This window comes from Serinibacter arcticus (assembly GCF_004786095.1).
In the GTDB taxonomy this organism is placed as follows: Bacteria; Actinomycetota; Actinomycetes; order Actinomycetales; family Beutenbergiaceae; genus Litorihabitans; species Litorihabitans arcticus.
Genome location: NZ_RHPJ01000001.1, coordinates 739,860 through 759,947, shown reverse-complemented (window position 1 = coordinate 759,947; position 20,088 = coordinate 739,860). Strand labels below are relative to the sequence as shown.

17 protein-coding genes are annotated in these 20,088 nt (G+C 73.4%); 11 read left to right on the top strand and 6 right to left on the bottom strand.

Annotated elements, in window-relative coordinates; all coding sequences use genetic code 11:
- Positions 1-13: 13 nt before the first annotated feature.
- The gene (locus SERN_RS03555) at positions 14-1,117 is read right to left on the bottom strand and encodes an alpha/beta hydrolase (protein ID WP_135848703.1); all 1,104 of its coding nucleotides are present in this window, start codon (positions 1,115-1,117) and stop codon (positions 14-16) included.
- A 130-nt stretch (positions 1,118-1,247) separates the two neighbouring features.
- Between SERN_RS03555 and SERN_RS03550 the strand changes: the two genes are divergently transcribed.
- On the top strand, positions 1,248-1,580 hold the full coding sequence (locus SERN_RS03550; protein ID WP_135848702.1) for a hypothetical protein: 333 nt from the start codon (positions 1,248-1,250) through the stop codon (positions 1,578-1,580).
- A gap of 2 nt (positions 1,581-1,582) precedes the next feature.
- Here SERN_RS03550 and SERN_RS03545 read toward each other — a convergent pair whose 3' ends face one another.
- On the bottom strand, positions 1,583-1,975 hold the full coding sequence (locus SERN_RS03545; RefSeq protein WP_135848701.1) for an RbsD/FucU domain-containing protein: 393 nt from the start codon (positions 1,973-1,975) through the stop codon (positions 1,583-1,585).
- Complete coding sequence (locus SERN_RS03540; RefSeq protein WP_135848700.1) at positions 1,972-2,925, bottom strand: ribokinase; 954 nt, start codon at positions 2,923-2,925, stop codon at positions 1,972-1,974. The genes SERN_RS03545 and SERN_RS03540 overlap by 4 nt, the downstream gene beginning before the upstream one ends.
- Before the next feature lie 98 nt (positions 2,926-3,023).
- On the opposite strand from SERN_RS03540, the gene SERN_RS03535 reads away from it, so the two are divergent.
- From SERN_RS03535 to recQ, 10 genes are all read left to right on the top strand, one after another.
- Complete coding sequence (locus SERN_RS03535) at positions 3,024-4,670, top strand: FGGY family carbohydrate kinase (protein ID WP_135848699.1); 1,647 nt, start codon at positions 3,024-3,026, stop codon at positions 4,668-4,670.
- Positions 4,667-5,329 (top strand): DUF2291 family protein, encoded by a 663-nt coding sequence (locus tag SERN_RS03530; RefSeq protein WP_135848698.1) that lies wholly within the window; start codon positions 4,667-4,669, stop codon positions 5,327-5,329. The genes SERN_RS03535 and SERN_RS03530 overlap by 4 nt, the downstream gene beginning before the upstream one ends.
- Positions 5,326-6,933 (top strand): sugar ABC transporter ATP-binding protein, encoded by a 1,608-nt coding sequence (locus tag SERN_RS03525; RefSeq protein ID WP_233251432.1) that lies wholly within the window; start codon positions 5,326-5,328, stop codon positions 6,931-6,933. The genes SERN_RS03530 and SERN_RS03525 overlap by 4 nt, the downstream gene beginning before the upstream one ends.
- 1 nt (position 6,934) lies before the next feature.
- Positions 6,935-8,065: an ABC transporter permease gene (locus SERN_RS03520; protein WP_135848697.1), complete on the top strand. Its 1,131-nt coding sequence runs from the start codon at positions 6,935-6,937 to the stop codon at positions 8,063-8,065.
- 54 nt (positions 8,066-8,119) lie between these two features.
- Positions 8,120-9,175, top strand: coding sequence for a D-ribose ABC transporter substrate-binding protein (locus SERN_RS03515; protein WP_135848696.1), 1,056 nt, complete (start codon positions 8,120-8,122; stop codon positions 9,173-9,175).
- A 121-nt stretch (positions 9,176-9,296) separates the two neighbouring features.
- Positions 9,297-10,283, top strand: a complete 987-nt coding sequence (locus SERN_RS03510; RefSeq protein ID WP_135848695.1) for a TIM barrel protein — start codon at positions 9,297-9,299, stop codon at positions 10,281-10,283.
- Positions 10,283-11,266, top strand: a complete 984-nt coding sequence (locus SERN_RS03505) for a transketolase (protein WP_135848694.1) — start codon at positions 10,283-10,285, stop codon at positions 11,264-11,266. The genes SERN_RS03510 and SERN_RS03505 overlap by 1 nt, the downstream gene beginning before the upstream one ends.
- Positions 11,263-12,231 carry a transketolase family protein gene (locus tag SERN_RS03500; RefSeq protein WP_135848693.1) on the top strand — a complete coding sequence of 323 codons (969 nt, stop codon included), beginning with the start codon at positions 11,263-11,265 and terminating at the stop codon, positions 12,229-12,231. Before SERN_RS03505 ends, SERN_RS03500 begins: the two co-directional genes overlap by 4 nt.
- Positions 12,232-12,330: 99 nt before the next feature.
- Positions 12,331-13,422: a sugar-binding transcriptional regulator gene (locus SERN_RS03495; protein ID WP_135848692.1), complete on the top strand. Its 1,092-nt coding sequence runs from the start codon at positions 12,331-12,333 to the stop codon at positions 13,420-13,422.
- 10 nt (positions 13,423-13,432) lie between these two features.
- Positions 13,433-15,277 carry a DNA helicase RecQ gene (gene recQ, locus SERN_RS03490; RefSeq protein WP_135848691.1) on the top strand — a complete coding sequence of 615 codons (1,845 nt, stop codon included), beginning with the start codon at positions 13,433-13,435 and terminating at the stop codon, positions 15,275-15,277.
- Positions 15,278-15,281: 4 nt separating this feature from the next.
- Here the strand turns inward: recQ and SERN_RS03485 are convergent, their stop codons facing one another.
- Genes SERN_RS03485 through SERN_RS03475 form a run of 3 tightly spaced genes read right to left on the bottom strand, consistent with a single transcriptional unit; the run spans position 15,282 to position 19,995 of the window.
- The gene (locus SERN_RS03485; RefSeq protein WP_135848690.1) at positions 15,282-16,268 is read right to left on the bottom strand and encodes an NAD-dependent epimerase/dehydratase family protein; all 987 of its coding nucleotides are present in this window, start codon (positions 16,266-16,268) and stop codon (positions 15,282-15,284) included.
- Entirely contained in the window at positions 16,265-18,976 is a 2,712-nt protein-coding gene (locus tag SERN_RS03480) for an alpha/beta fold hydrolase (protein WP_233251431.1), read from the bottom strand. Before SERN_RS03480 ends, SERN_RS03485 begins: the two co-directional genes overlap by 4 nt.
- A complete protein-coding gene (locus SERN_RS03475; protein WP_135848689.1) occupies positions 18,973-19,995 on the bottom strand; it encodes a 3-oxoacyl-ACP synthase III in 1,023 nt (340 codons plus the stop codon). Before SERN_RS03475 ends, SERN_RS03480 begins: the two co-directional genes overlap by 4 nt.
- Positions 19,996-20,088 lie beyond the last annotated feature (93 nt).

Genomic DNA, 20,088 nt, shown 5'->3' with positions numbered 1-20,088 from the left:
CGACGGCCGGCCCTCAGGGCAGGTAGCCCGCGGCCCACCGCCCGATGTGCGCGTAGGCGACGTCGCGCACGGGTCGCTTCGACAGCAGCACGTCGTGGATCGCGTCGGGCACGGTCGCGACCGTGACGTTGCGGGCGATGCGCAGCGCGCGCTCGGCGATGACGTCGACCTCGATCACGATGTCGCTGGTGGTCATCGCGTCGTCCCAGACGGGCGAGATGAGCGACTTCTGCGACCGCAGCACCAGGACCGGGACGTCGACGTCGAGCCCCTTCGCCACACGCGCGTGCCCGCGCAGCACCGCGGCCAGCCAGCCGTAGCGCGCCGGGAAGCTCCGGGACGGGCGCCACGGCGCCACCAGCGACCACTCGCCGTCGTGCAGGTCGGAGATCGTCCGGTTGTAGAACCCGAGGTCGATCTGCGGCGTGAGGCGCAGCGGGAAGTTCTTGGCCAGCTCGGTCACGAGCGGGGTCGACAGCGTCCGGACCACCGAGGACCCCTGCGTCTCGAGCCACGGCGAGACCAGGACGAGGCCGGTGACGCGGCCGGGGTTGTGGTGCGCCCACAGGCTCACCGTGAGGCCGCCGGTCGAGTGCGCCATCAGCGTCACCGGTAGCCCGGGGTGCTCCTGCGCCACGACGGCGAGGGCCGCCTCGATGTCCTCGGCGTACGTCTCGAGGCGGTCGACGTACCCGGCGGACTGGTGCCGCCGCAGGCTCCGGCCGTACTTGCGCAGGTCGATCGCGTAGAACGCCGCCTCGTTGTCGAGCCAGAACGGTCCGAGCTCGTGGTTGAAGAAGTAGTCGCTCCAGCCGTGCAGGTACAGCACGACGCGGCGCACGCGCGGCGTCACGACGCCGGGCATCGTCACGCGGCCCGGGTCGATCTCGGGTCGGTACCGCACGAGGGTGGTGACGACCTCGCCCTCGAAGTCGTCCGCCAGCGGCAGGGTCAGCGCCTCGTGACCCCGCCCGAGGACGTCGGTCTCCCAGCGGTCGGTGGGTGGCGGATCGGGCCACTCGGCGTCGGGATCCACGTCCGGCGCGAGGCGGGCGTCCCGGATGACCTCGATCGCCTCGCCCACGCGTGCCAGGGGAGCGGGGCCGCGGCGTCTCATCGGTCCATCGTGGCCGGTGGGGAGTGGGCTGTCATCCCGACCCGCACGACCTGGCCTCCACCCGCTCGCGACCGGCGCGCCGAAGGATGGAACCCACCGCACCCCACCGCACCGCCGAGGAGGCCCACCGATGTCCGTCCAGCTCACACGCCCGAGCCGCATGACCACCATCTCCTACCGCCTGGAGGGTGCGCCGGACTTCGCGACCACGAAGGGCGGGTACCTGGTCCGGCCCACGAACTGCGAGGTGACGTGGTTCTCGGGGGCGATCGGCAAGATCGAGGTCACGGGGAACGTCGTCTCGCGCAGGACCGGGCTGGTCGGCAACAGGCTCATCAGCGAGACCTTCATGATCCACGCGGCCGCGGAGGGTGAGGACGTCAAGCCCGAGCAGGCGTACGACGGGCCGGCGTTCGTCGTGGAGATCTTCCGGGCGGCGGCCGCCCTCGGCGAGTCCGCCTGAGCTCACACCGCGAACGGCACCCCGCACCGGAGCACCACGTTGGAGTAGGCCGTGTCCTCCCCGGTCCGCACCACGAGCCGCGCCTCGCCGACCATCGCCTTGAGCGCGGTGTGCTCGATGCGTTCGGCCGGGAAGCCCAGCGCGTCGTCCACCCAGTCGCCGCCGGGCCAGTCGTCGGACTCGCGCGAGATCCACGCGTGCTCGGCCACGACGTCGGCGAGGAACGCCGCGAGCACGTCGGCGAAGCGCGGCTGGCCGTAGACGAGCGCGAGGTCCACCACGGGGACGTGCGGCGGGACGGGCAGCCCGGCGTCGGCGACGACGACGAGGTCGGTGTGTCCGAGGCGGGCGATCGCCGCGGACAGCGGGGCGTTGATGATTCCGGTGCGCTTCACGGCAGCTCTGCTTCCTGGTCGGGGTAGGAGTCCTGGGCGCCGAGGCGCTGGACGGAGTAGGCCGCGACGCGGGTCGCGTCGCGGGCGGCGTCGTGCAGCGAGGAGCCCCGGGCGAGGCTCGCGGCAAGGGCGCCGACGAACGCGTCGCCGGCCCCCGTGGTGTCTCGGACCGGGACGCGCAGGCCCGCGACGGACCACTCGCCGTCGGCCTCGACACCGACGGCGCCCGCGGCCCCGAGCGTCACGACGACCGATGGCACGCCGAGGGCGCGCAGCCCGCGCGCGAGGGCGGGTCCACCGCCGTCCGGCCGGTCCTCGACGCCGCCCTCGACGGTGGGGACGTCGGCGCCCGCCCACGCGAGGACCAGGCGCGCCTCGTGCTCGTTCACCACGAGAGGATCGGCGACGGCGAGCGTCGCAGCCGGCAGCTCGAGCGCCGGAGCGGCGTTGAGCACCACGCGCGCTCCTGCGGCGTGGGCGGTCCGCGCGGCGGCGACGATCGAGTCCGGCGGGATCTCGCCCTGCAGCACGCACACGCGGGCGCGGAGCAGGACGGCGGCAGCGCCGTCGAGCACCTCGCCGCCCACCTTCTCGTTGGCTCCGGATACGACGACGATCGTGTTCTCGCCGGCCTCGTCGAGCGTCACCACGGCGAGCCCGGTCGGCCCGGGCACGGTCGCCACCCCCGCGAGGTCGACGCCGGCGCGCCGGAGCTGCGCGAGCGCGACGTCCGCCCCGGCGTCGTCCCCCACGGCGCCGACCATCGCGGTGGGCGCACCGCGCAGGGCGGCCGCGACGGCCTGGTTCGCCCCCTTGCCGCCCGCGCTCTGCGTGCCGGCACCCCCCAGCAGCGTCTCGCCCGGCCGCGGGTGGCGCTCCACCGTCAGCAGCAGGTCGACGTTGATCGACCCCACGACCACCACGAGGTCGTCCCGGCCCCGGTCATCCATGCGATCTCCCTCGATCTGTTGACAACATCCAACACCGAACCTAGGTTGGGCGCAACGCATTCAACGTAGAATGAATATGCAGAAGTCAGGGACGATCGATGGCGCAGCAGGCACGAGCGACGGTGGGCACGACGTGGACCCCCGGGTCCGGCGCCGCCGCGTCCGCATCCGGCCGCGGGGTCGACGGCGCGCTGATCCTCGCTCTGGACCAGGGGACCACGAACACCAAGGCCCTGCTCGTCGAGGCGTCCACCGGCCGTGTGATCGCCTCCGCCGCCCGTCGGGTCGGCATCGCCTTCCCCGCTCCCGGCTGGGTCGAGCAGGACGCGGCCGACATCTGGGCGGCCACCGAGGCGGCCGTCGACGACGTGCTCCGCGCCGCCGACGAGCCGGCGCTCGCCGCCGTCGCCATCTCCAACCAGCGCGAGTCGGTCGCGGTCTGGGACACCGACGGGGTGTCGCGTGGCCCGGTGCTCGGCTGGCAGGACGCCCGCACCGCCGGTGCCTGCGCGGAGCTCGCCGAACGGGAGCCGGCACTCGCGGCGCAGATCCGCTCGCGCACCGGTCTCGACCTCGACCCCATGTTCTCCGCGCCCAAGATGCGCTGGCTGCTCGACGCCGTCGGCAGCCCCGGCGAGATGCGTGCCGGCTCGATCCGCGTCGGCACGATCGACACCTACCTCCTCGCGCAGCTGACCGGCGAGCACGCCACGGAGGCCGGCAACGCCTCGCGCACGCTGCTGCTCGACCTCGCCACGCAGACGTGGGACGAGGAGCTGTGCGAGGCGTTCGGCGTCCCGCTCGCCGTCCTCGCGCCGGTGCGCCGCTCCGACGCGCTGCTCGGCCGCACGCTGGCCGGCGGCCGGATCCCCGCCGGCGTCCCGGTGCTGTCGGTGCTGGCCGACTCCCACGCCGCGCTCTACCACCACGCGGGCGGCCGACCGGGCGAGGGCAAGGCCACCTACGGCACCGGTTCCTCGGTCATGGTGGGCGCGGCGAGCGCCGAGGTCGCGCCGTCGGGCGTCGCCGCGACGCTCGCCTGGCTCACGGACGCCCCGGCCTTCGCCCGCGAGGGCAACGTCGTCGCCTCCGGTGCGGCCCTGACGTGGATGGCCCAGATCCTCACCGACGGCGACCTCCTCGCGCTCGGGGCCCTCGCGGCGCAGGCCGAGCCGGGGCTCGCGTTCGTCCCGGCGTTCTCCGGCCTCGGCGCCCCGTACTTCGACCGCGGTGCGACCGGCCTGCTCGCCGGCATCACGGGCGGCACGACGCGGGCCGACCTGGCACGCGCGGCGTTCGAGGCCGTCGCGCACCAGGTGTGCGACGTCGTCGAGGCGATGGAGGCCGACGGCGCCGCCCACCTCGACGTGCTGCACGCGGACGGCGGGGCCACCGCCTCGGTGCTCCTGATGCAGACGCAGGCCGACCTGCTGGGTCGCCCCGTCCGCGTCTCGGGGGAGCCGGAGGCCTCGGCGCTCGGTGCGGCGATGCTCGGCGCGCGGAGCCTCGGCCACGACTGGGCCACGGGCGCCGGACGGGCAGGAGCGGCCGCGCACCGCGTCGTCGAGCCCGCTCTCGACGCGTCAGCACGCACCGCGCGCCGCGAGGCGTGGCGCTCCGCCGTCGCCCGCTCGCGCGGACTCGCGGCCACCACACGCACGACCACCTCGCGCACGACCACCCCACGCACGACCGCATCCACCTCGAACGTCGAGGCGACGCAGGAATCAAGGAGGACGCTGTGAGCACCACACCAGCCGCACGACCGCTGTGGCGCAGGAGCGCCGTGGTGGCGCCGGTCCTCGGCGCGCTGCTGCTCGGCGGGATGGCCGCCAGCACGACGTTCGTCGGGGCGGGCGACGCCGTCGTCGCCGCCGACACGGCCGTGGAGTTCGCGGACCTCAACTATGAGGACGTGATCGTCCCGTCGCTCACGGACCGCGCGGTGCCCGTCGCCGAGCTGGTCACGCAGATCCTGGCCGACCCCGACGCGACGGGGGAGGAGCTCGGCCGCCGCGAGGGCGAGGGCAAGCCGTACAGCTACCCCGTCAGCGCGACCGGGACGGTCGTCGAGGGCCTGTTCGGCGAGGTCGGCCTCCAGGTGGAGGGGATGCCCGAGGGCATCGACGTCGGCGTCGCGATCCCGCCGCTCGGCTCGTCCACGGCGCTGCGCGACGCGGGCGCCGAGCTCACCTTCGGCGACTTCGTCAACCAGACCGAGTACCAGAACGTCGCGATCGAGCTGAACAAGCTGGCCGCGGCCGACGTCTACGGCGACCTCGACCTGACCACGATGATCGGCAGCGAGATCTCCGTGGTCGGCGGGACCACGTGGGTGTCCAAGACCGGCGGCGAGGTCACGCACGTGACCATCGTGCCGGTCAGCATCGAGGTCGGCTCGTGACGACGGACGCTGCCCCCGTGGCCGACGGCGTCGCGCATCGCGGCGAGGTCGTGATGCGCGCCGAGGCGGTCACGAAGGCCTACGGCGGCACGCACGCGCTGCGCGGTGTCGACTTCGAGATCCGCCGGGGCGAGGTGACGGCCCTCATCGGGGAGAACGGTGCGGGCAAGTCCACGCTCATGAAGATCCTGGCCGGGGTCGAGCAGCCGTCCACGGGCGTCATCACGCTCGACGGCGTCCCCGTCGACTTCCGCTCGCCGACGCAGGCGGTGGCGCACGGCGTCGCGATCATCCACCAGGAGCTCAACCTCTGCCCGAACCTGTCGATCTCCGACAACATCTTCCTGGCCCGCGAGGAGGTGCGCGGCGGGTTCGTCGACTTCGCCGCGCAGCGCACCGCCGCGGCCGCGTTCCTCGAGCGCCTCGAGGAGCCGCTGGACCCGACGACGCTCGCGGGCGACCTGCGCCTGGGGCAGCAGCAGCTCGTCGAGATCGCCCGCGCGCTCAGCGAGGACGCCCGCGTCCTGATCATGGACGAGCCCACCTCGGCGCTGTCCCACGCCGAGGTCGAGGTCCTCTTCCGCGTGATCCGGGACCTCACCAGCCGCGGCGTCTCGATCGTCTACATCTCCCACCACCTCGACGAGTGCCTCGAGCTGGCCGACAACGCGGTCGTGCTCCGGGACGGTCGCATCGTGGCCGAGGCCCCCATGGCCGACGTCGACCTCGGCTGGATCGTCACGCAGATGGTCGGGCGCGAGGAGGGCGACCTCTACGCCCCGATGGCCCACGACCCCGGTGAGGTGCTGCTGTCGGTGCGCGACGTCGTCGTCGCCGACCCCGACAGCCCCGGGCGCCTGGCCGTGCGGGGTGTGAGCTTCGACCTGCACGCGGGCGAGGTCATCGGCGTCTACGGCCTCATGGGCGCCGGACGGACCGAGCTGCTCGAGGCGCTCGCCGGCCGCAACCGCATCCTCAGCGGCACGGTCGAGCTCGACGGCGTCGACCTCGCCCGCCGCGACGTCGCGAGCCGCATCGAGCAGGGCCTGATCCTCGTGCCCGAGGACCGGCAGCGCGACGGTCTGGTCCAGACGCTCAGCGTCGGCGCGAACATGGCCGTCTCGGCCGTCAACCAGTTCCTGCGGCGCGGCTTCGTCTCGCGCCGCGCCGAGACCGCCGCCGTCACCGAAACTGGCGCGAAAGTGCGCGTGAAGACCGCCAGCTTCGACGCCCCCATCGGATCGCTCTCGGGCGGCAACCAGCAGAAGGTCGTCATCGGCAAGGCGCTGCTGACCTCCCCCCGCGTGCTCGTGCTCGACGAGCCGACGCGCGGCATCGACGTCGGCGCGAAGGCGGACATCTTCGCCCTCGTCGCCGCCCAGGCGCGCACGGGTCGCGCCGTCCTCTTCGCCACCTCCGAGGTGGGGGAGGTGCTCTACGCGTGCGACCGGATCCTCGTGATGGCCCGGGGCGAGATCGTCGCCGAGCTCGACCCCCGCACCACCGACCGCGAGCAGCTCATGGCCGTGGCCGACACGTCCGCGACGCCCGTGGACACGACCTCCTTCAGCCCGACCGGCTCCGACACGAACGACGAGGCATGAGATGACCGCGACCAAGAACGGCTCCGCGCCCGTGAGCGCCACGGCCCAGGCACGCAGCCGACTGCTCGGCAACAGGGGAGTGGGGGAGTTCCTGCTCGACCAGCGGGCCTTCGTCGCCCTGATCGTGCTCGTCATCATCTTCGCGCTGATGACCGACGCGTTCCTGACGCCGACCAACCTCATCACGATGACCAAGCACGTGGCCTACAACGCGATCCTCGCGCTCGGCATGCTGCTGGTCATCATCACGGGCGGCATCGACCTGTCGGTCGGCTCCATCGTGGGCCTGTCGGGGATCGTCGCCGGGGTGATGCTCCAGGGCTGGGACCTGTCGCTGTTCGACACGACCGCCTACCCGGCCGTCTGGGTCGTGGTGGTGATCTCGCTCGCCGTCGGCGGCCTGGTCGGAGCGTTGAACGGGTGGTTGATCACGAGGTTCAACGTCGCACCGTTCATCGCGACGCTCGGCACGATGTACATCGCCCGCGGCGCGGCGCTGCTGATCTCCAACGGCTCCACGTTCCCCCGCCTGCAGGGTGACCCCGAGCTCGGCAACACCGGATTCTCCTTCCTCGGCGTCGGACGACCGCTCGGGATCCCGACGGCGATCTGGATCATGGTGATCTTCGCGATCGTCATCTGGGTGCTCGCCACCCGCACCAGGTTCGGCCGCCACCTGTACGCGACCGGCGGCAACGAGCGCGCCGCCCAGCTCTCGGGCGTGCTGGTGAAGTCCGTGAAGATGCGCGTCTACATCATCTCGGGTCTGTGCGCCGGCATGGCCGGCCTGATCATCGCCTCCGAGCTCACCTCCGCAGCCCCCCAGACGGGCCAGTCGTTCGAGCTCAACGCGATCGCCGCCGTCGTGATCGGCGGTGCCTCCCTCGCCGGCGGCCGCGGCACCGTCAAGGGCGCTCTCATCGGCGCCTTCGTCATCGGCTTCCTCTCCGACGGGCTCGTGCTCGTGGGGGTGTCCAGCTTCTGGCAGACCGTCATCAAGGGTCTCGTGATCGTTCTCGCGGTGATCCTCGACCAGAGCCAGGAGCGTCTCAAGAAGGCCAGGGCAGCAGCCCAGGCCGCCCAGAGCGTCAAGCGCGAGCTTGCCGATCGTCAGCCTGTCGCAACCGCGTAGGCCGTCCCCTGATCCCGGGTCGTCGATCCGGGATCGACCAGAAAGGTATGAGAGATGCGAAGCACTTTCCGCAAGGGTGCAGTGATCGCTGCCGCAGTCTCCGCGCTGCTGCTCGGCGCGTGTTCCGGGGGCGATGCCGGTGAGACCGCCAGCCCCTCGGCCGAGGAGACGTCCAGCTCCGCCTCGCCGTCGGCGAGCGAGTCCGAGTCGGAGTCGAGCGCCCCCGCCGAGACCGGCGAGGCCGGCGGCCTGATCGCCGTCATCACGCCGTCGAACTCGAACGTCTTCTTCAAGGCGGAGGCGGACGCCGCCGTCGCCGCAGCCGAGGAGCTGGGCTACGAGGCGCAGGCCGACAGCCACGACGACGACCCCAACAAGCAGAGCGAGCTGATCGACTCCGCGATCTCCAACGGCGCCGTCGCGATCATCCTCGACAACGCCGGGGCCGACGTCACCGTCGGTGCCGTCCAGAAGGCCACCGACGCCGGTATCCCGGTCTTCCTCATCGACCGCGAGATCAACGAGACCGGCATCGCCGTCTCGCAGATCGTCGCCAACAACTCCCAGGGCGCGGGCCTCGTGGGCGAGTCGTTCGCGGCCGCCATGGAGGGCGAGGGCGACTACATCGAGCTGCTCGGCCGCGAGACCGACACCAACGCGGCCGTCCGCTCCGACGCCTACCACGCGGTCCTCGACCAGTTCGAGGGGCTGTCGATGGTGGCGCAGGAGACGGCCAACTGGGACCAGCAGGAGGCGTTCACCAAGGTGCAGACGCTGCTGCAGGCCAACCCGGGCGTGAAGGGCATCATCGCGGGCAACGACACGATGGCGCTCGGCGCCGTCGCCGCCGTGGACGCGGCGGGCCTCACGGGTCAGGTCATCGTGGCCGGCTTCGACGGCAGCCCCGACGCCGTCCAGGCGATCAAGGACGGCAAGATGCTGGCGACCGGCCTCCAGCCGGCCGTGCAGATCGCCCAGCTCGCCGTCGAGCAGGCCGACGCCTACATCCGCACGGGCGAGACCGGCCAGCCGGAGAAGCAGTCGATCGACTGCGTCCTGCTGGACGCGACCAACGTGGACCGCTACACGTCCTTCGCGCTCGAGGGCTGACCTCTCCCCGGCTGACGACCGGTGGCCCCTCCCGCCCCGTGCGGGCGGGAGGGGCCACCAGGCAGCGGCCGGCACCGCCGAGGCTGTAGTGTTGAGAATGACGAATCAGATTGGAATAGATATGACTTCCCCTCGCTTCGGTGCCGGTCTCTGGCACTTCGCCAGCTACGTCGACCGCTACGCCACCGACGGCTACGCCCCGCCCCTGAGCACGCTCGAGCAGATCGACCTCGCCGGCTCGGTGGGCGACCTGTCCGTCGTGGACGTGCCCTACCCCTTCACCGAGGGCGTCACGGTCGACGACGTGAAGGAGGCACTGAGCCGGAACGGGCTCGAGGCCATCGGCGTCACGCCGGAGATCTACATGCGCCGCTTCCGCTACGGCGCGTTCACCAACCCCGACGCCGCCGTTCGCGCCGAGGCGTTGGCCGTGCTGAACGAGGCGGCCGACGTCGTGCGCCAGCTCGGCGCGAGCTACCTCAAGGTGTGGCCCGGCCAGGACGGCTGGGACTACCCCTTCCAGGTCGACCACAAGATGCAGTGGGACCTCGCGGTCGGCGGCATGCGCGAGCTGGCCCAGGCCAACCCCGACGTCCGCATGGTCATCGAGTACAAGCCGCGTGAACCGCGCGGGCGCATGTTCTGGGACTCCGCCGCGAAGACGGCGCTCGGCATCAAGGCCATGGGCGTGGACAACGTCGGCGTGCTCCTCGACTTCGGACACGCGCTCTTCGGCGGCGAGTCGCCGTCGGCCTCCGCACAGCTCCTCATCGACCACGGCCTGCTGTGGGCGATGGACGTCAACGACAACTTCCGCGGCTGGGACGACGACCTCGTGGTCGGCACCGTGCACCCCGTGGAGGTCTTCGAGTTCTTCTACACGCTCAAGATCAACGACTGGGAGGGCGTCTGGCAGCTCGACCAGTTCCCGTTCCGCGAGGACACGGTCGACGCCGCCCGCACCTCCATCCGCTTCCTCAAGGCCGTGCACCGCGCGCTCGAGGAGCTCGACATCGACGCGCTGCGCGAGGCTCAGGGCCGCAACGACGCGATGGCGGCCCAGCGCCTGGTCCAGGACGTGCTCCTGTCCAGCATGAGGAAGGACTGATGAGCACCCTCGCCCCGCTGGAGAAGAACGCCGGACTCGTGCACGCCGTCGAGACGACGCTGCTGGCGGCCCCGGACCGGGAGATCGAGGTGCTCGGCCGGGTCCCCGCCGGGGCGAGCCGCGCGGAGGCCGTCGCGCACCTGCGGCGCGCGGCCACCGAGGTCCGCCGCCGCGCGGTCCAGACGGTCGGCGCCGCGGGCGCCGGTCACATCGGCGGTGAGTTCTCCATCACCGACGCGCTGGTCACGCTCTACCTGTCCGTGATGAACATCAGCCCGGCGCAGGTCGAGGAGCGCGACCCCGAGCGCGACCGGATCGTCCTGTCCAAGGGGCACGCCGCCAACGCGCTGTACACGACGCTCGCCGTCGGCGGCTACATCGCCCCCGAGGCGCTGCGCACGTTCCTGCAGCCGACCTCGATGCTCAACGGGCACCCGGCGCGCACCAAGATCCACGCCGTCGAGGCGAGCACCGGACCGCTCGGGCACGGCCTGCCGATCGCCGTCGGTATGGCGCTCGCCGCCCGCCTGGACGGTTCCGACCGCCGCACCTTCGTCCTCCTGGGCGACGGCGAGCTGCAGGAGGGCTCCAACTGGGAGGCCTTCATGACGGCGGGCCACCAGCGGCTCGACCGGCTCGTCGCCCTCGTCGACCGCAACCGGCTGCAGCAGGGGGCGCGCGTGGCGGACACCAACGACCTCGAGCCGCTCGCGGACAAGCTGCGGGCGTTCGGCTGGGAGGTCGTGGAGGTCGACGGCAACGACGTCGGCGCGCTGCTCGACGCCTACGCGGGTGTTCCCGCGGCGTCCGGCAAGCCGACGTTCGTCCTCGCCCACACCGACAAGGGCTTCCCGGTCAGCTACATGCGCGACGACGTCGCCTGGCACCACAAGGTGCCGAGCGCCGAGCAGGTCGCGCAGGCCCTGACCGAGCTCGACGCCGTCCTCGCCTCGATCGACACGGAAGAAGAAGTGACGTCATGACCAGCACGGTTCCCGCCGCCGAGGCCGCCCCCGCGGAGCGCACGCTGTTCGACTGCCGCGACTCCTGGGCCGCGACGATCGCGGAGGTGGCGCGCGCGGACGAGCGCGTCGTCGTCGTCGTCAACGACTCGGTCGGCTCCTCCAAGCTCGGAGGATTCCAGAAGGAGTTCCCGCAGCGCACGATCAACGTCGGCATCGCCGAGCAGGACATGGTCGGCATCGGTGCCGGGCTCGCGAACGGTGGCAAGGTGCCCTTCGTCTCCGCCGCGGGCTGCTTCCTCACGGCGCGCGCGATGGAGCAGATCAAGGCCGACGTCGTGTACTCGCAGTACAACGTCAAGCTCATCGGCCAGTCGCCCGGCGTCGCGTACGGCGACCTTGGCCCGACGCACCACTCCATCGAGGACTTCTCCTGGCTGCGCACGCTGCCGGGCATCACGATCGTGGCGCCGTCCGACCCCGACGAGACGGCGCAGGTCGTCCGGTGGGCCGCGGAGCACGACGGTCCGGTCTACGTGCGCGTCTCCCGCATGGGCGTTCCGGCGGTCCACGCGGAGGACTACACCTTCGTCCCGGGTCGGGCGGTCACGCTGCGCGAGGGCGACGACGTCACGCTCGTCGCGACCGGCACCACGGTGGTTCGAGCACTGGACGCCGCCGACCTGCTCGCGGCCGACGGTGTCGCGGCCCGCGTCCTGGCGATGCCCACGATCAAGCCGCTCGACGACGACGCCGTGATCGCCGCGGCGCGCGAGACCCGGGGCATCGTGACGATCGAGGAGGCCATGGTGACCGGCCTCGGCGGCGCGGTGGCGCAGGTCGTCGTCGAGAACCACCCAGCACCGGTCCGCTCGCTCGGCTTCCGCGACGAGTTCGCCGTGACCGGTTCGGCCGAGTGGCTGCTGGACCACCACGGCATGAGCCCGTCCGGCATCGCCACGACGGCGCAGACGCTGCTGGGCTGACCTGAGGACCGATCCGAGCCCGACCGGACCCCCCATGCGATATCGATACGATATTCACTCCAGGGCCGGCCGGGCTCGGTCGTCAGGGGAGGTCCAGGCATGAGCTCGCTCGTCGGAGGCGCACCCGCCGGCCCCACCGGACCTTCCGGACCGCCGGGGACGCCGGCGTCCCGCCCCGTCTTCACCCACTCCGAGGACCAGCTCCGCCTGATGGCGCGCGTGGCGCGGATGTATCACGAGCACCGCATGCGCCAGGCGGACATCGCCGCCGAGCTGCACGTCTCCCAGCCCCGTGTCTCACGCCTGCTCAAACGGGCCGTCGAGGTCGGCATCGTCCACACGATCGTCTCGCTCCCCGCCGGCGTGCACACGGACCTGGAGGAGGAGCTGGAACGCGCCTACGGCTTGCAGCAGGCCGTCGTGGTCGACGCCGGTGGATCCGACGACGACGTCACGCCCGCTCTGGGGGCCGCGACCGCCGAGCACCTGGCGGCCACGCTGATCGGTGGTGACACCGTCGGCATCTCCTCGTGGTCGGCCTCGCTGCTCGCGGCCGTGAACGCGATGCGTCCGTTCCGCCAGCCCGTCGTGGACCAGGTGGTCCAGGTCGTCGGCGGTCTCGGCGATCCGCGCGTGCAGATGCTCGCCGCGCGGCTCATCGGGCAGTTCGCGAGCACCACCGGTGCCGAACCGGTCTTCATGCCGACGCCGGGCGTGCTCGGGACGGCCAGCGCGCGCGACTCGCTGATGGCCGACCCGACCGTCACGACCGTGATGGGGCTGTGGCCGCGCCTGACGGTGGCGCTCGTGGGCATCGGTTCGGTCGAACCTTCGGAGCTGCTGCGGATGAGCGGCAACGTGCTGGGGGAGCGCGAGCGGGCGGCGCTCGCCGACGCCGGCGCCGTCGGCGACATCTGCCTGCGGTTCTTCGACGCCCGGGGCCGAGCGGTGGCCACCGAGCTGGACGACCGAGTCATCGGCATCGCGGCCGACGAGCTGCGCCGCGTGCCGCGCCGCGTCGGCGTCGCCGGTGGACCCCGCAAGTACGCGGCGGTGCGCGGTGCGCTGCTGGGCGAGTGGATCAACGTGCTGGTCACCGACGTCGCGACGGCGCAGCGGCTGATCGCCGATGCCGCAGCCGGCGACGCCGAGGCTGGGGACGGCGCGGGCGGGGGCCCGACACCCGCCTAGGCTGGCACGCATGACCTCACCCGCGCTCTCGGTGCTCGAGCGCACCTTCGGGTACCCCGCCTTCCGCGGCCAGCAGGCCGAGATCGTCGAGCACGTGGTGGGCGGCGGTGACGCGCTCGTGCTGATGCCCACGGGCGGCGGGAAGTCGCTGTGCTACCAGGTCCCGGCGCTCGTGCGGGCCGGTACCGGCGTCGTCGTCTCGCCGCTGATCGCCCTCATGCAGGACCAGGTCGACGCCCTGACGGCCGTCGGCGTGCGCGCGGGCTTCCTCAACTCCACGCAGACGTCGGCGCAGCGCTCCGCCGTCGAGCGCGCGCTGGTGTCCGGCGAGCTCGACCTGCTCTACCTGGCGCCGGAGCGGCTCGGGACGGCCTCCGCCGTCGACCTCCTGGACCGCGCCGCCGCGGGTGGCGGGCTGTCGCTGTTCGCGATCGACGAGGCGCACTGCGTGGCGCAGTGGGGGCACGACTTCCGTCCGGACTACCTGCGCCTGTCGGTGCTGCACGAGCGCTGGCCGCAGGTGCCGCGCATCGCGCTCACGGCCACGGCCACCGCGGCCACGCGGCGCGAGATCGTCCAGCGGCTCGACCTGGACGAGGCGGCCTCGTTCGTCTCGAGCTTCGACCGCCCCAACATCACCTACCGCATCGAGCCCAAGCAGCAGCCGGTCCAGCAGCTCCTGCGGCTGATCGCGGCGGAGCACGACGGCGATGCGGGCATCGTCTACTGCCTCTCGCGCGCGTCGGTCGAGAAGACGGCGGCGGCGCTGGTCGCGGCCGGGATCCCCGCGCTGCCGTATCACGCGGGGCTGGACGCGAGCGTCCGGGCGAGCAACCAGTCGCGGTTCCTGCGCGAGGACGGCCTCGTGATGGTCGCGACGATCGCCTTCGGGATGGGCATCGACAAGCCCGACGTCCGGTTCGTGGCGCACCTGGACCTGCCCAAGAGCGTCGAGGGCTACTACCAGGAGACCGGTCGCGCCGGACGTGACGGCCTGCCGTCGACGGCGTGGCTCGCCTACGGGCTGCAGGACGTGGTGCAGCAGCGCCGCATGATCGAGTCCTCCGACGGCGACCTCGCGCACCGGCGCAACCTCTCGGCCCACCTCGACGCGATGCTCGCGCTGTGCGAGACGGTGGAGTGCCGCCGCGTGCGGCTGCTGGCCTACTTCGGCCAGGAGTCCGCCGCCTGCGGCAACTGCGACACGTGCCTGTCGCCGCCGCAGTCCTGGGACGGCACGGTCGCGGCCCAGAAGCTGCTCTCCACCGTGGTCCGGCTCGAGCGCGAGCGGAACCAGCGCTTCGGCGCCGGTCACCTCATCGACATCCTGCTCGGCCGCTCGAACGAGCGCGCGGTCAAGGGCCGGCACGAGGCGCTCTCGACGTGGGGCATCGGGACCGAGCACAGCGACGTCGAGTGGCGGGGCGTGGTGCGCCAGGTCCTCGCGCAGGGGCTGCTGGCGGTGCAGGGGGAGTACGGCGTGCTGACCGCGACGGACGCCGCCGGTGACGTGCTCGCCGGCCGACGGCCCGTGATGCTGCGGACCGAGCCGGAGCGGCAGAGCCGGAGCAGGAGCCGGTCCTCGCGGGGGTCGGGCGGCGCGGCGGCGGCCGATCTCGCCCCGGCCGATGCCGGACTGTTCGAGGCGCTGCGGGCGTGGCGCGGTGGCGTCGCCAAGGAGCAGGGCGTACCCGCCTACATCGTCTTCGGCGACGCGACGCTGCGCGGCATCGCCGGGGCCCGGCCGACGTCGCTGTCCGCGCTCGGCGACGTCTCCGGCGTCGGGGAGAAGAAGCTCGAGGCGTACGGCGAGGCCGTGCTCGCCGTCGTGGCGGCGGACGCCCCGGAGGGCTGAGCCCTCAGGCGGAGGCGGAGTGCGCCGCCAGGCGGCGCAGGCCCTCGTCGATCGAGACCGCCGGCTGCCACCGCAGGTACTCGCGCGTGCGTCGCTGGTCGAACCAGTGCGCCGTGGAGAGCTGCTCGGCGAGGAACCGGGTCATCGGTGGCTCGTCGTCGCCGGGTCGCACGCGCCACAGCGCCTCGACGGCGGCGCCGGCACCCCTGGCCAGCGCGGCCGGCACGCGCCACCGCGGCGGCTCGACGCCGGACGCGCGGCAGATCCCGGCCAGCAGCTCGGCCACCGGCCGCGGTTCGCCGTTCGTGACGACGTAGGCGCGGCCGTGCACGTCGTCGACGGCGGCCAGCGCGGCGGCGATGGCGCTGGCGGCGTTGTCCACGTAGGTGGAGTCGATGAGGGCGGCGCCGTGGCCGAGCAGGGGCAGGCGCCCGGCCCGGGCGCGCGCGACGATGCGGGCGACGAGCTGCGTGTCGCCGGGACCCCAGACCAGGTGCGGCCGGACGGCGACCACGTGCAGGTCGTCGCCGTCGCGACCCAGGGCCAGCAGCTCGGCCGCGGCCTTCGTGCGGGCGTAGTCCCCGCGCGCGCGGGCGGGATCGGCGGGGGCGGCGTCGTCGCCCGTGATCGAGGAGCCGTGGTGCGCGACCGACGGCGAGGACACGTGCACCACGCGGCGGACGCCGGCGGCGACCGCGGCGTCGAGCAGCGTGCGCGTGCCGCCCACGTTGACCCGCTCGAAGTCGGCGGCCTCGCCCGCGAGCGAGACCTTGGCCGCGAGGTGCACGACGGCGTCGGCGCCCTCGAGCGCGCGGGCGACCGCTCCGGGGTCGGTCACCGAGCCGAGGACGTCGGTGGCGCCCTCAACGCCGCTCGGCCGGCGCTGCAGCGTGCGGACCGCCGGGCCCTGCGCCAGCAGCTCGCGCACGACGGCGCGACCGAGGAACCCGCTCGCTCCCGTGACCAGCACGGTGGTGCTCTCGGCCGTCACGGCGCCGTCACCCGCCCGCCGGCGAGCACGCCAGCGGCCCAGCCGGACAGCATTCCCCGGTCGATCTTCGAGTTGTGACGCACGTCCGTGGGCAGCTCGCGCACCACGAGCACCGCGGCGAGCGGGACGGGGCAGCGCGCCCGGACGTCGTCGGCGACCCCCTCCGGCGCGAGCCCCGGACGTCGCGCGCCCGGCACCGTCTCGACGACGGCCACGACCTGCTGCGTGCCGACCGGGCCGATCCCGACGACGGCGGCCCTGGCCACGAGGGGAGAGCCCGCCACCGCGCTCTCGGGCCCGACGGGGGTGAGCACGCCGTCCGCCGTCACGATCACGTGCGCCAGGCGCCCCTCGATCCAGACGCGGCCCCCGTCGTCGAGGTGACCGACGTCGCCGGTGCGGTGCCAGCGCAGGCCCTCGGGCGCCGGCTCGCCCGTGGTGCGACGGCTCGCGCGCTCGGTGAGCCAGAGCTTGTCGTAGCGATCCTTCAGGTGCGGCGCCGCGACGACGATCTCACCGGTCACGCCGGGGTCGCCGACGAGCGCGCCCGTCGCGCGTCCCTGCTCGTCGAGCGGCGAGAGGCGCAGGCTCACGGGCGCGATCGGTCGACCGACGCACACACCGCTGTCGGCGGCGTGGGCGACGGCGCGGATCTCGTCCGCGCTGACGTCGGTGAGCAGCAGACCCTCGGTCATGCCGTACGGCGTGTGGGCCTCGGCGTTCGGCATGAGGGCCTCGGCGGCCGTCAGCAGGTCGAGCGGGACGGGGGCGCCGGCGGACAGGAACGTGCCCACCCGGGTCAGCGCGTCCCGCTCGGCGGGGGTGAGCGCGTCCGCCGTGGCGACGACCCCGGCGATGGCGGCGGGGGACAGGAACATCGTGGCCGCACCGACGGCGTCGACCGCCGCCGCCGTCGCCCGCGCGGTGAGCGTGCCCGGTGAGGTCACGTCCATGTCGGGCGTGACGGAGCGGGCGCCGAGCGCCGGGCCCAGCAGCGCGAACGGGGCGAAGCCGGCCACCAGGCCGCTGTCCGGGCCGATGCCGTAGGTCGCGGCGAGCGCGTCGCGCACGGCGGCGAGCTGGCCGTGCGTGTAGACGACCCCCTTGGCGGGTCCGGTCGATCCGGAGGTGAACAGGACGGCGGCGGTGTCGCGGGGACCGGGCGTCGGCGCGAGCTCGGCGAGCGTCCGCCCCGCGAGCCGCTGCGCACCGAGCGCCGTGACGTCGCGCAGGCTGCGCCTCGCGCCGAGGGTGCGGGCGAGGGCGCGGGGGAGCGGGGCGACGGCGATGCGCTCGCCGGGCCAGCCGAGCGCGCGGGCGGCCGACAGGCCCGGGACGGCGCCGATGACCAGGGTGGGCCGGGCCCCGCGGACGGCGCGGGTCAGGCCGCGCACGCCGAGTCCGGCGTCGGCGACGACCGCGACCGCGCCGACACGCAGGCACGCGTAGAGGATCGCGGTGAGGTCGGCGCCCGGCGGGACGAGCAGCGAGATCCGGTCGCCGGGACGGACACCGAGGGCCAGCAGCCCCGCACCGATCTCGTCGACCCGGCGCGCGAGGGCGCGCCAGCTCACGGTGCGGGGCCCCGTCCCGACGGGCGGTGCCATCTCGACGAGCGCCGTCGTGCGGCTGGCGCGCTGGGACTCGAGGTGGTGCCACAGGGGTGGGGTGGTCCAGGCGGCCGGCTCGGCGACGGCGGGCTCCGCCGTCGGCCGCGCCTCCGGGCCGTGCGCCTCCTCCAGGTCGCCCAGCCACGTCAGCACGGCCGAGGCGTAGTCGACCTCCTCGGCGATCATGTGGCCGGCACCCTCGAAGCGGTGCACGTCGAGCTGCGGCAGCCGGTCGGCGAGGTCGTCGAGGTAGCGGTCGCTGAAGATCGGGTCCCGCGGCCCCCACAGCGCCAGCGCCGGGGCGGCCAGGTCGCGCAGACCCTCCGCGATCCGGTCGAGCTCGGTGCGGCTGGGGTGGGTCTCCTCGACCGGGATGTCGGCGACGAAGCCGCGGATGCCGCGGCGACGGTCGGCGCTCCGGTAGGGGGCGCGGAACCCCTCGCGGACCTCGGGGCGCAGGGGTGGGTCGGCCAGGGACAGCGTGGTCTCGAGGAAGGCCCGCGTGGCCTGGGTGGCGGGGCCGAGCACCGGGCCCTGCAGCGTGAGCCGCAGCGGCGCGGGGATCGGGTCGGTCTCGGGCTGGTGCACGGCCGTGTTGAGCACGGCGACGCCGGCGAGCAGATCGGGGTGGTCCAGCGCCCAGCCCAGCGAGACCACGCCGCCCCAGTCGTGCCCGAGGGTGACCACGCGTCCGGTGAGGCCGAGCGCGTCCGTGAGGCGGCCGAGGTCGGCCACCCGGTCCTCGAGCGTGCGGAGCGGGTCGGAGCCGGAGTCGTGCTGGGAGAAGCCCATGCCGAGCTGGTCGACGGCGACGACGCGCCAGGCCGCCCCGCCCGCCCGGGCCTGCTCCGTCGAGGCCGCCACGAGGCGGCGCCACAGGTAGGACCACGTCGGGTTCCCGTGCACGCACAGGATGGTGCCGACCGGCTGCGCGCCGAGCTCCTCCAGGCGCCCGAGGCTGTCCAGCACGTGCCACGTGTTGCTCTCCCGGCGCTCCTCGTACGCGTCCGGCACCTCGATCAGGCGCGACCACGCGGGGTCGAGACCGTCGAGGACGTGGGGAGTCGCGGCGGGGCCGGCCGATCGGTGGCGACTCACCAGGCGAGCTCGAGCATCGAGGTGTTCAGGCCCGATCCGACCCCCATGAGCAGCACGCGGTCGCCGGGGGCGAGGGTGGCGGCCTGCTCGGCCAGGGTGATGGGCACGGAGGCCGGGCCGACGTTCCCGTAGTGCGGGTAGGTGACGGGCACCCGGGACCGGTCGAGCTTGGCCGCCTTGACGATGGCCCTGGTGTGGACGTCGGAGACCTGGTGGAGGATGTAGCGGTCCATCTGCGACCAGCTCCAGGTGTCCTTCGCCTCCTGCCAGGCCGCGACGACGAGCTCCATGCCACCCTTGAGCAGCGCCTTCGTGTCCGTGTACATGCCGTTGACGGAGCCGACGCAGACGTCGTGGAACTGCGTCGCGGCGCGCGTGACGCCGCCGAGGATGCGGTGGCCGGACGGGTGGAGGTCGGCCGGGCCGAGCACGGCCGCCGCGGCACCGGAGCCGAGCGTCAGGCTCGCGAACTCGCGCTCGAAGTCCTCGCGCGTGATCCCGGGCCGGTTGAGTCGCTCGATCGTGTTGTCGTTGACCTCGTCGGCGTCCTCGCCGTCGATGATCACGGCGTAGCGGATCTGACCCGAGTCGATCATGTGGGCCGCGACGGTCATGCCGTTGATGAAGCCGAGGCACGCGTTGGCGATGTCGAAGTTCATCGCCGACGACGGCAGGCCGAGCCCCTGGTGCATCCGCACGGCCACCGACGGCTCCAGGTGGGGCCGGGTGACGGAGGTGTTGATGATGAGACCGACGTCGGAGGGCGAGACGCCGGCCTCGGCCAGGGCCTTCTCCCCGGCGGTGATCGCCGCGGACTCGAAGGTCTGGTCCGGCGCCCAGCGACGGCGCTCGTGCACGCCGGCCACGCGCTGCAGGAGACCTCGGGGCATGCGCAGCCGTTCCAGCGTCCTGGCGAGCCTGTCGTCGATGTCTGCCGACGTCGTCACGACGTCGGGCATCACCGCGGCGACCGACATGAGTGCCACGTTCTGGTGCCTGGAGGTTGCGTTGCCGATCACGTCTGCGTCCTTCTCGTCCGGTGGGAGCCTCACGGCGACCCACCCATGATCCCCCAGGCGGGCCGCGAGGCGGTCCTCGGGCCGGGGTGGGCT

What these genes read in the sequence shown, in the direction of transcription:
- SERN_RS03495 (WP_135848692.1), top strand. Translation starts at nt 12,331, where the DNA reads ATGAGCTCGCTCGTCGGAGGCGCACCCGCCGGCCCCACCGGACCTTCC.
- SERN_RS03510 (WP_135848695.1), top strand. Translation starts at nt 9,297, where the DNA reads ATGACTTCCCCTCGCTTCGGTGCCGGTCTCTGGCACTTCGCCAGCTAC.
- SERN_RS03520 (WP_135848697.1), top strand. Translation starts at nt 6,935, where the DNA reads ATGACCGCGACCAAGAACGGCTCCGCGCCCGTGAGCGCCACGGCCCAG.
- recQ (WP_135848691.1), top strand. Translation starts at nt 13,433, where the DNA reads ATGACCTCACCCGCGCTCTCGGTGCTCGAGCGCACCTTCGGGTACCCC.
- SERN_RS03505 (WP_135848694.1), top strand. Translation starts at nt 10,283, where the DNA reads ATGAGCACCCTCGCCCCGCTGGAGAAGAACGCCGGACTCGTGCACGCC.
- SERN_RS03535 (WP_135848699.1), top strand. Translation starts at nt 3,024, where the DNA reads ATGGCGCAGCAGGCACGAGCGACGGTGGGCACGACGTGGACCCCCGGG.
- SERN_RS03555 (WP_135848703.1), bottom strand. Translation starts at nt 1,117, where the DNA reads ATGAGACGCCGCGGCCCCGCTCCCCTGGCACGCGTGGGCGAGGCGATC.
- SERN_RS03550 (WP_135848702.1), top strand. Translation starts at nt 1,248, where the DNA reads ATGTCCGTCCAGCTCACACGCCCGAGCCGCATGACCACCATCTCCTAC.
- SERN_RS03540 (WP_135848700.1), bottom strand. Translation starts at nt 2,925, where the DNA reads ATGGATGACCGGGGCCGGGACGACCTCGTGGTGGTCGTGGGGTCGATC.
- SERN_RS03515 (WP_135848696.1), top strand. Translation starts at nt 8,120, where the DNA reads ATGCGAAGCACTTTCCGCAAGGGTGCAGTGATCGCTGCCGCAGTCTCC.
- SERN_RS03500 (WP_135848693.1), top strand. Translation starts at nt 11,263, where the DNA reads ATGACCAGCACGGTTCCCGCCGCCGAGGCCGCCCCCGCGGAGCGCACG.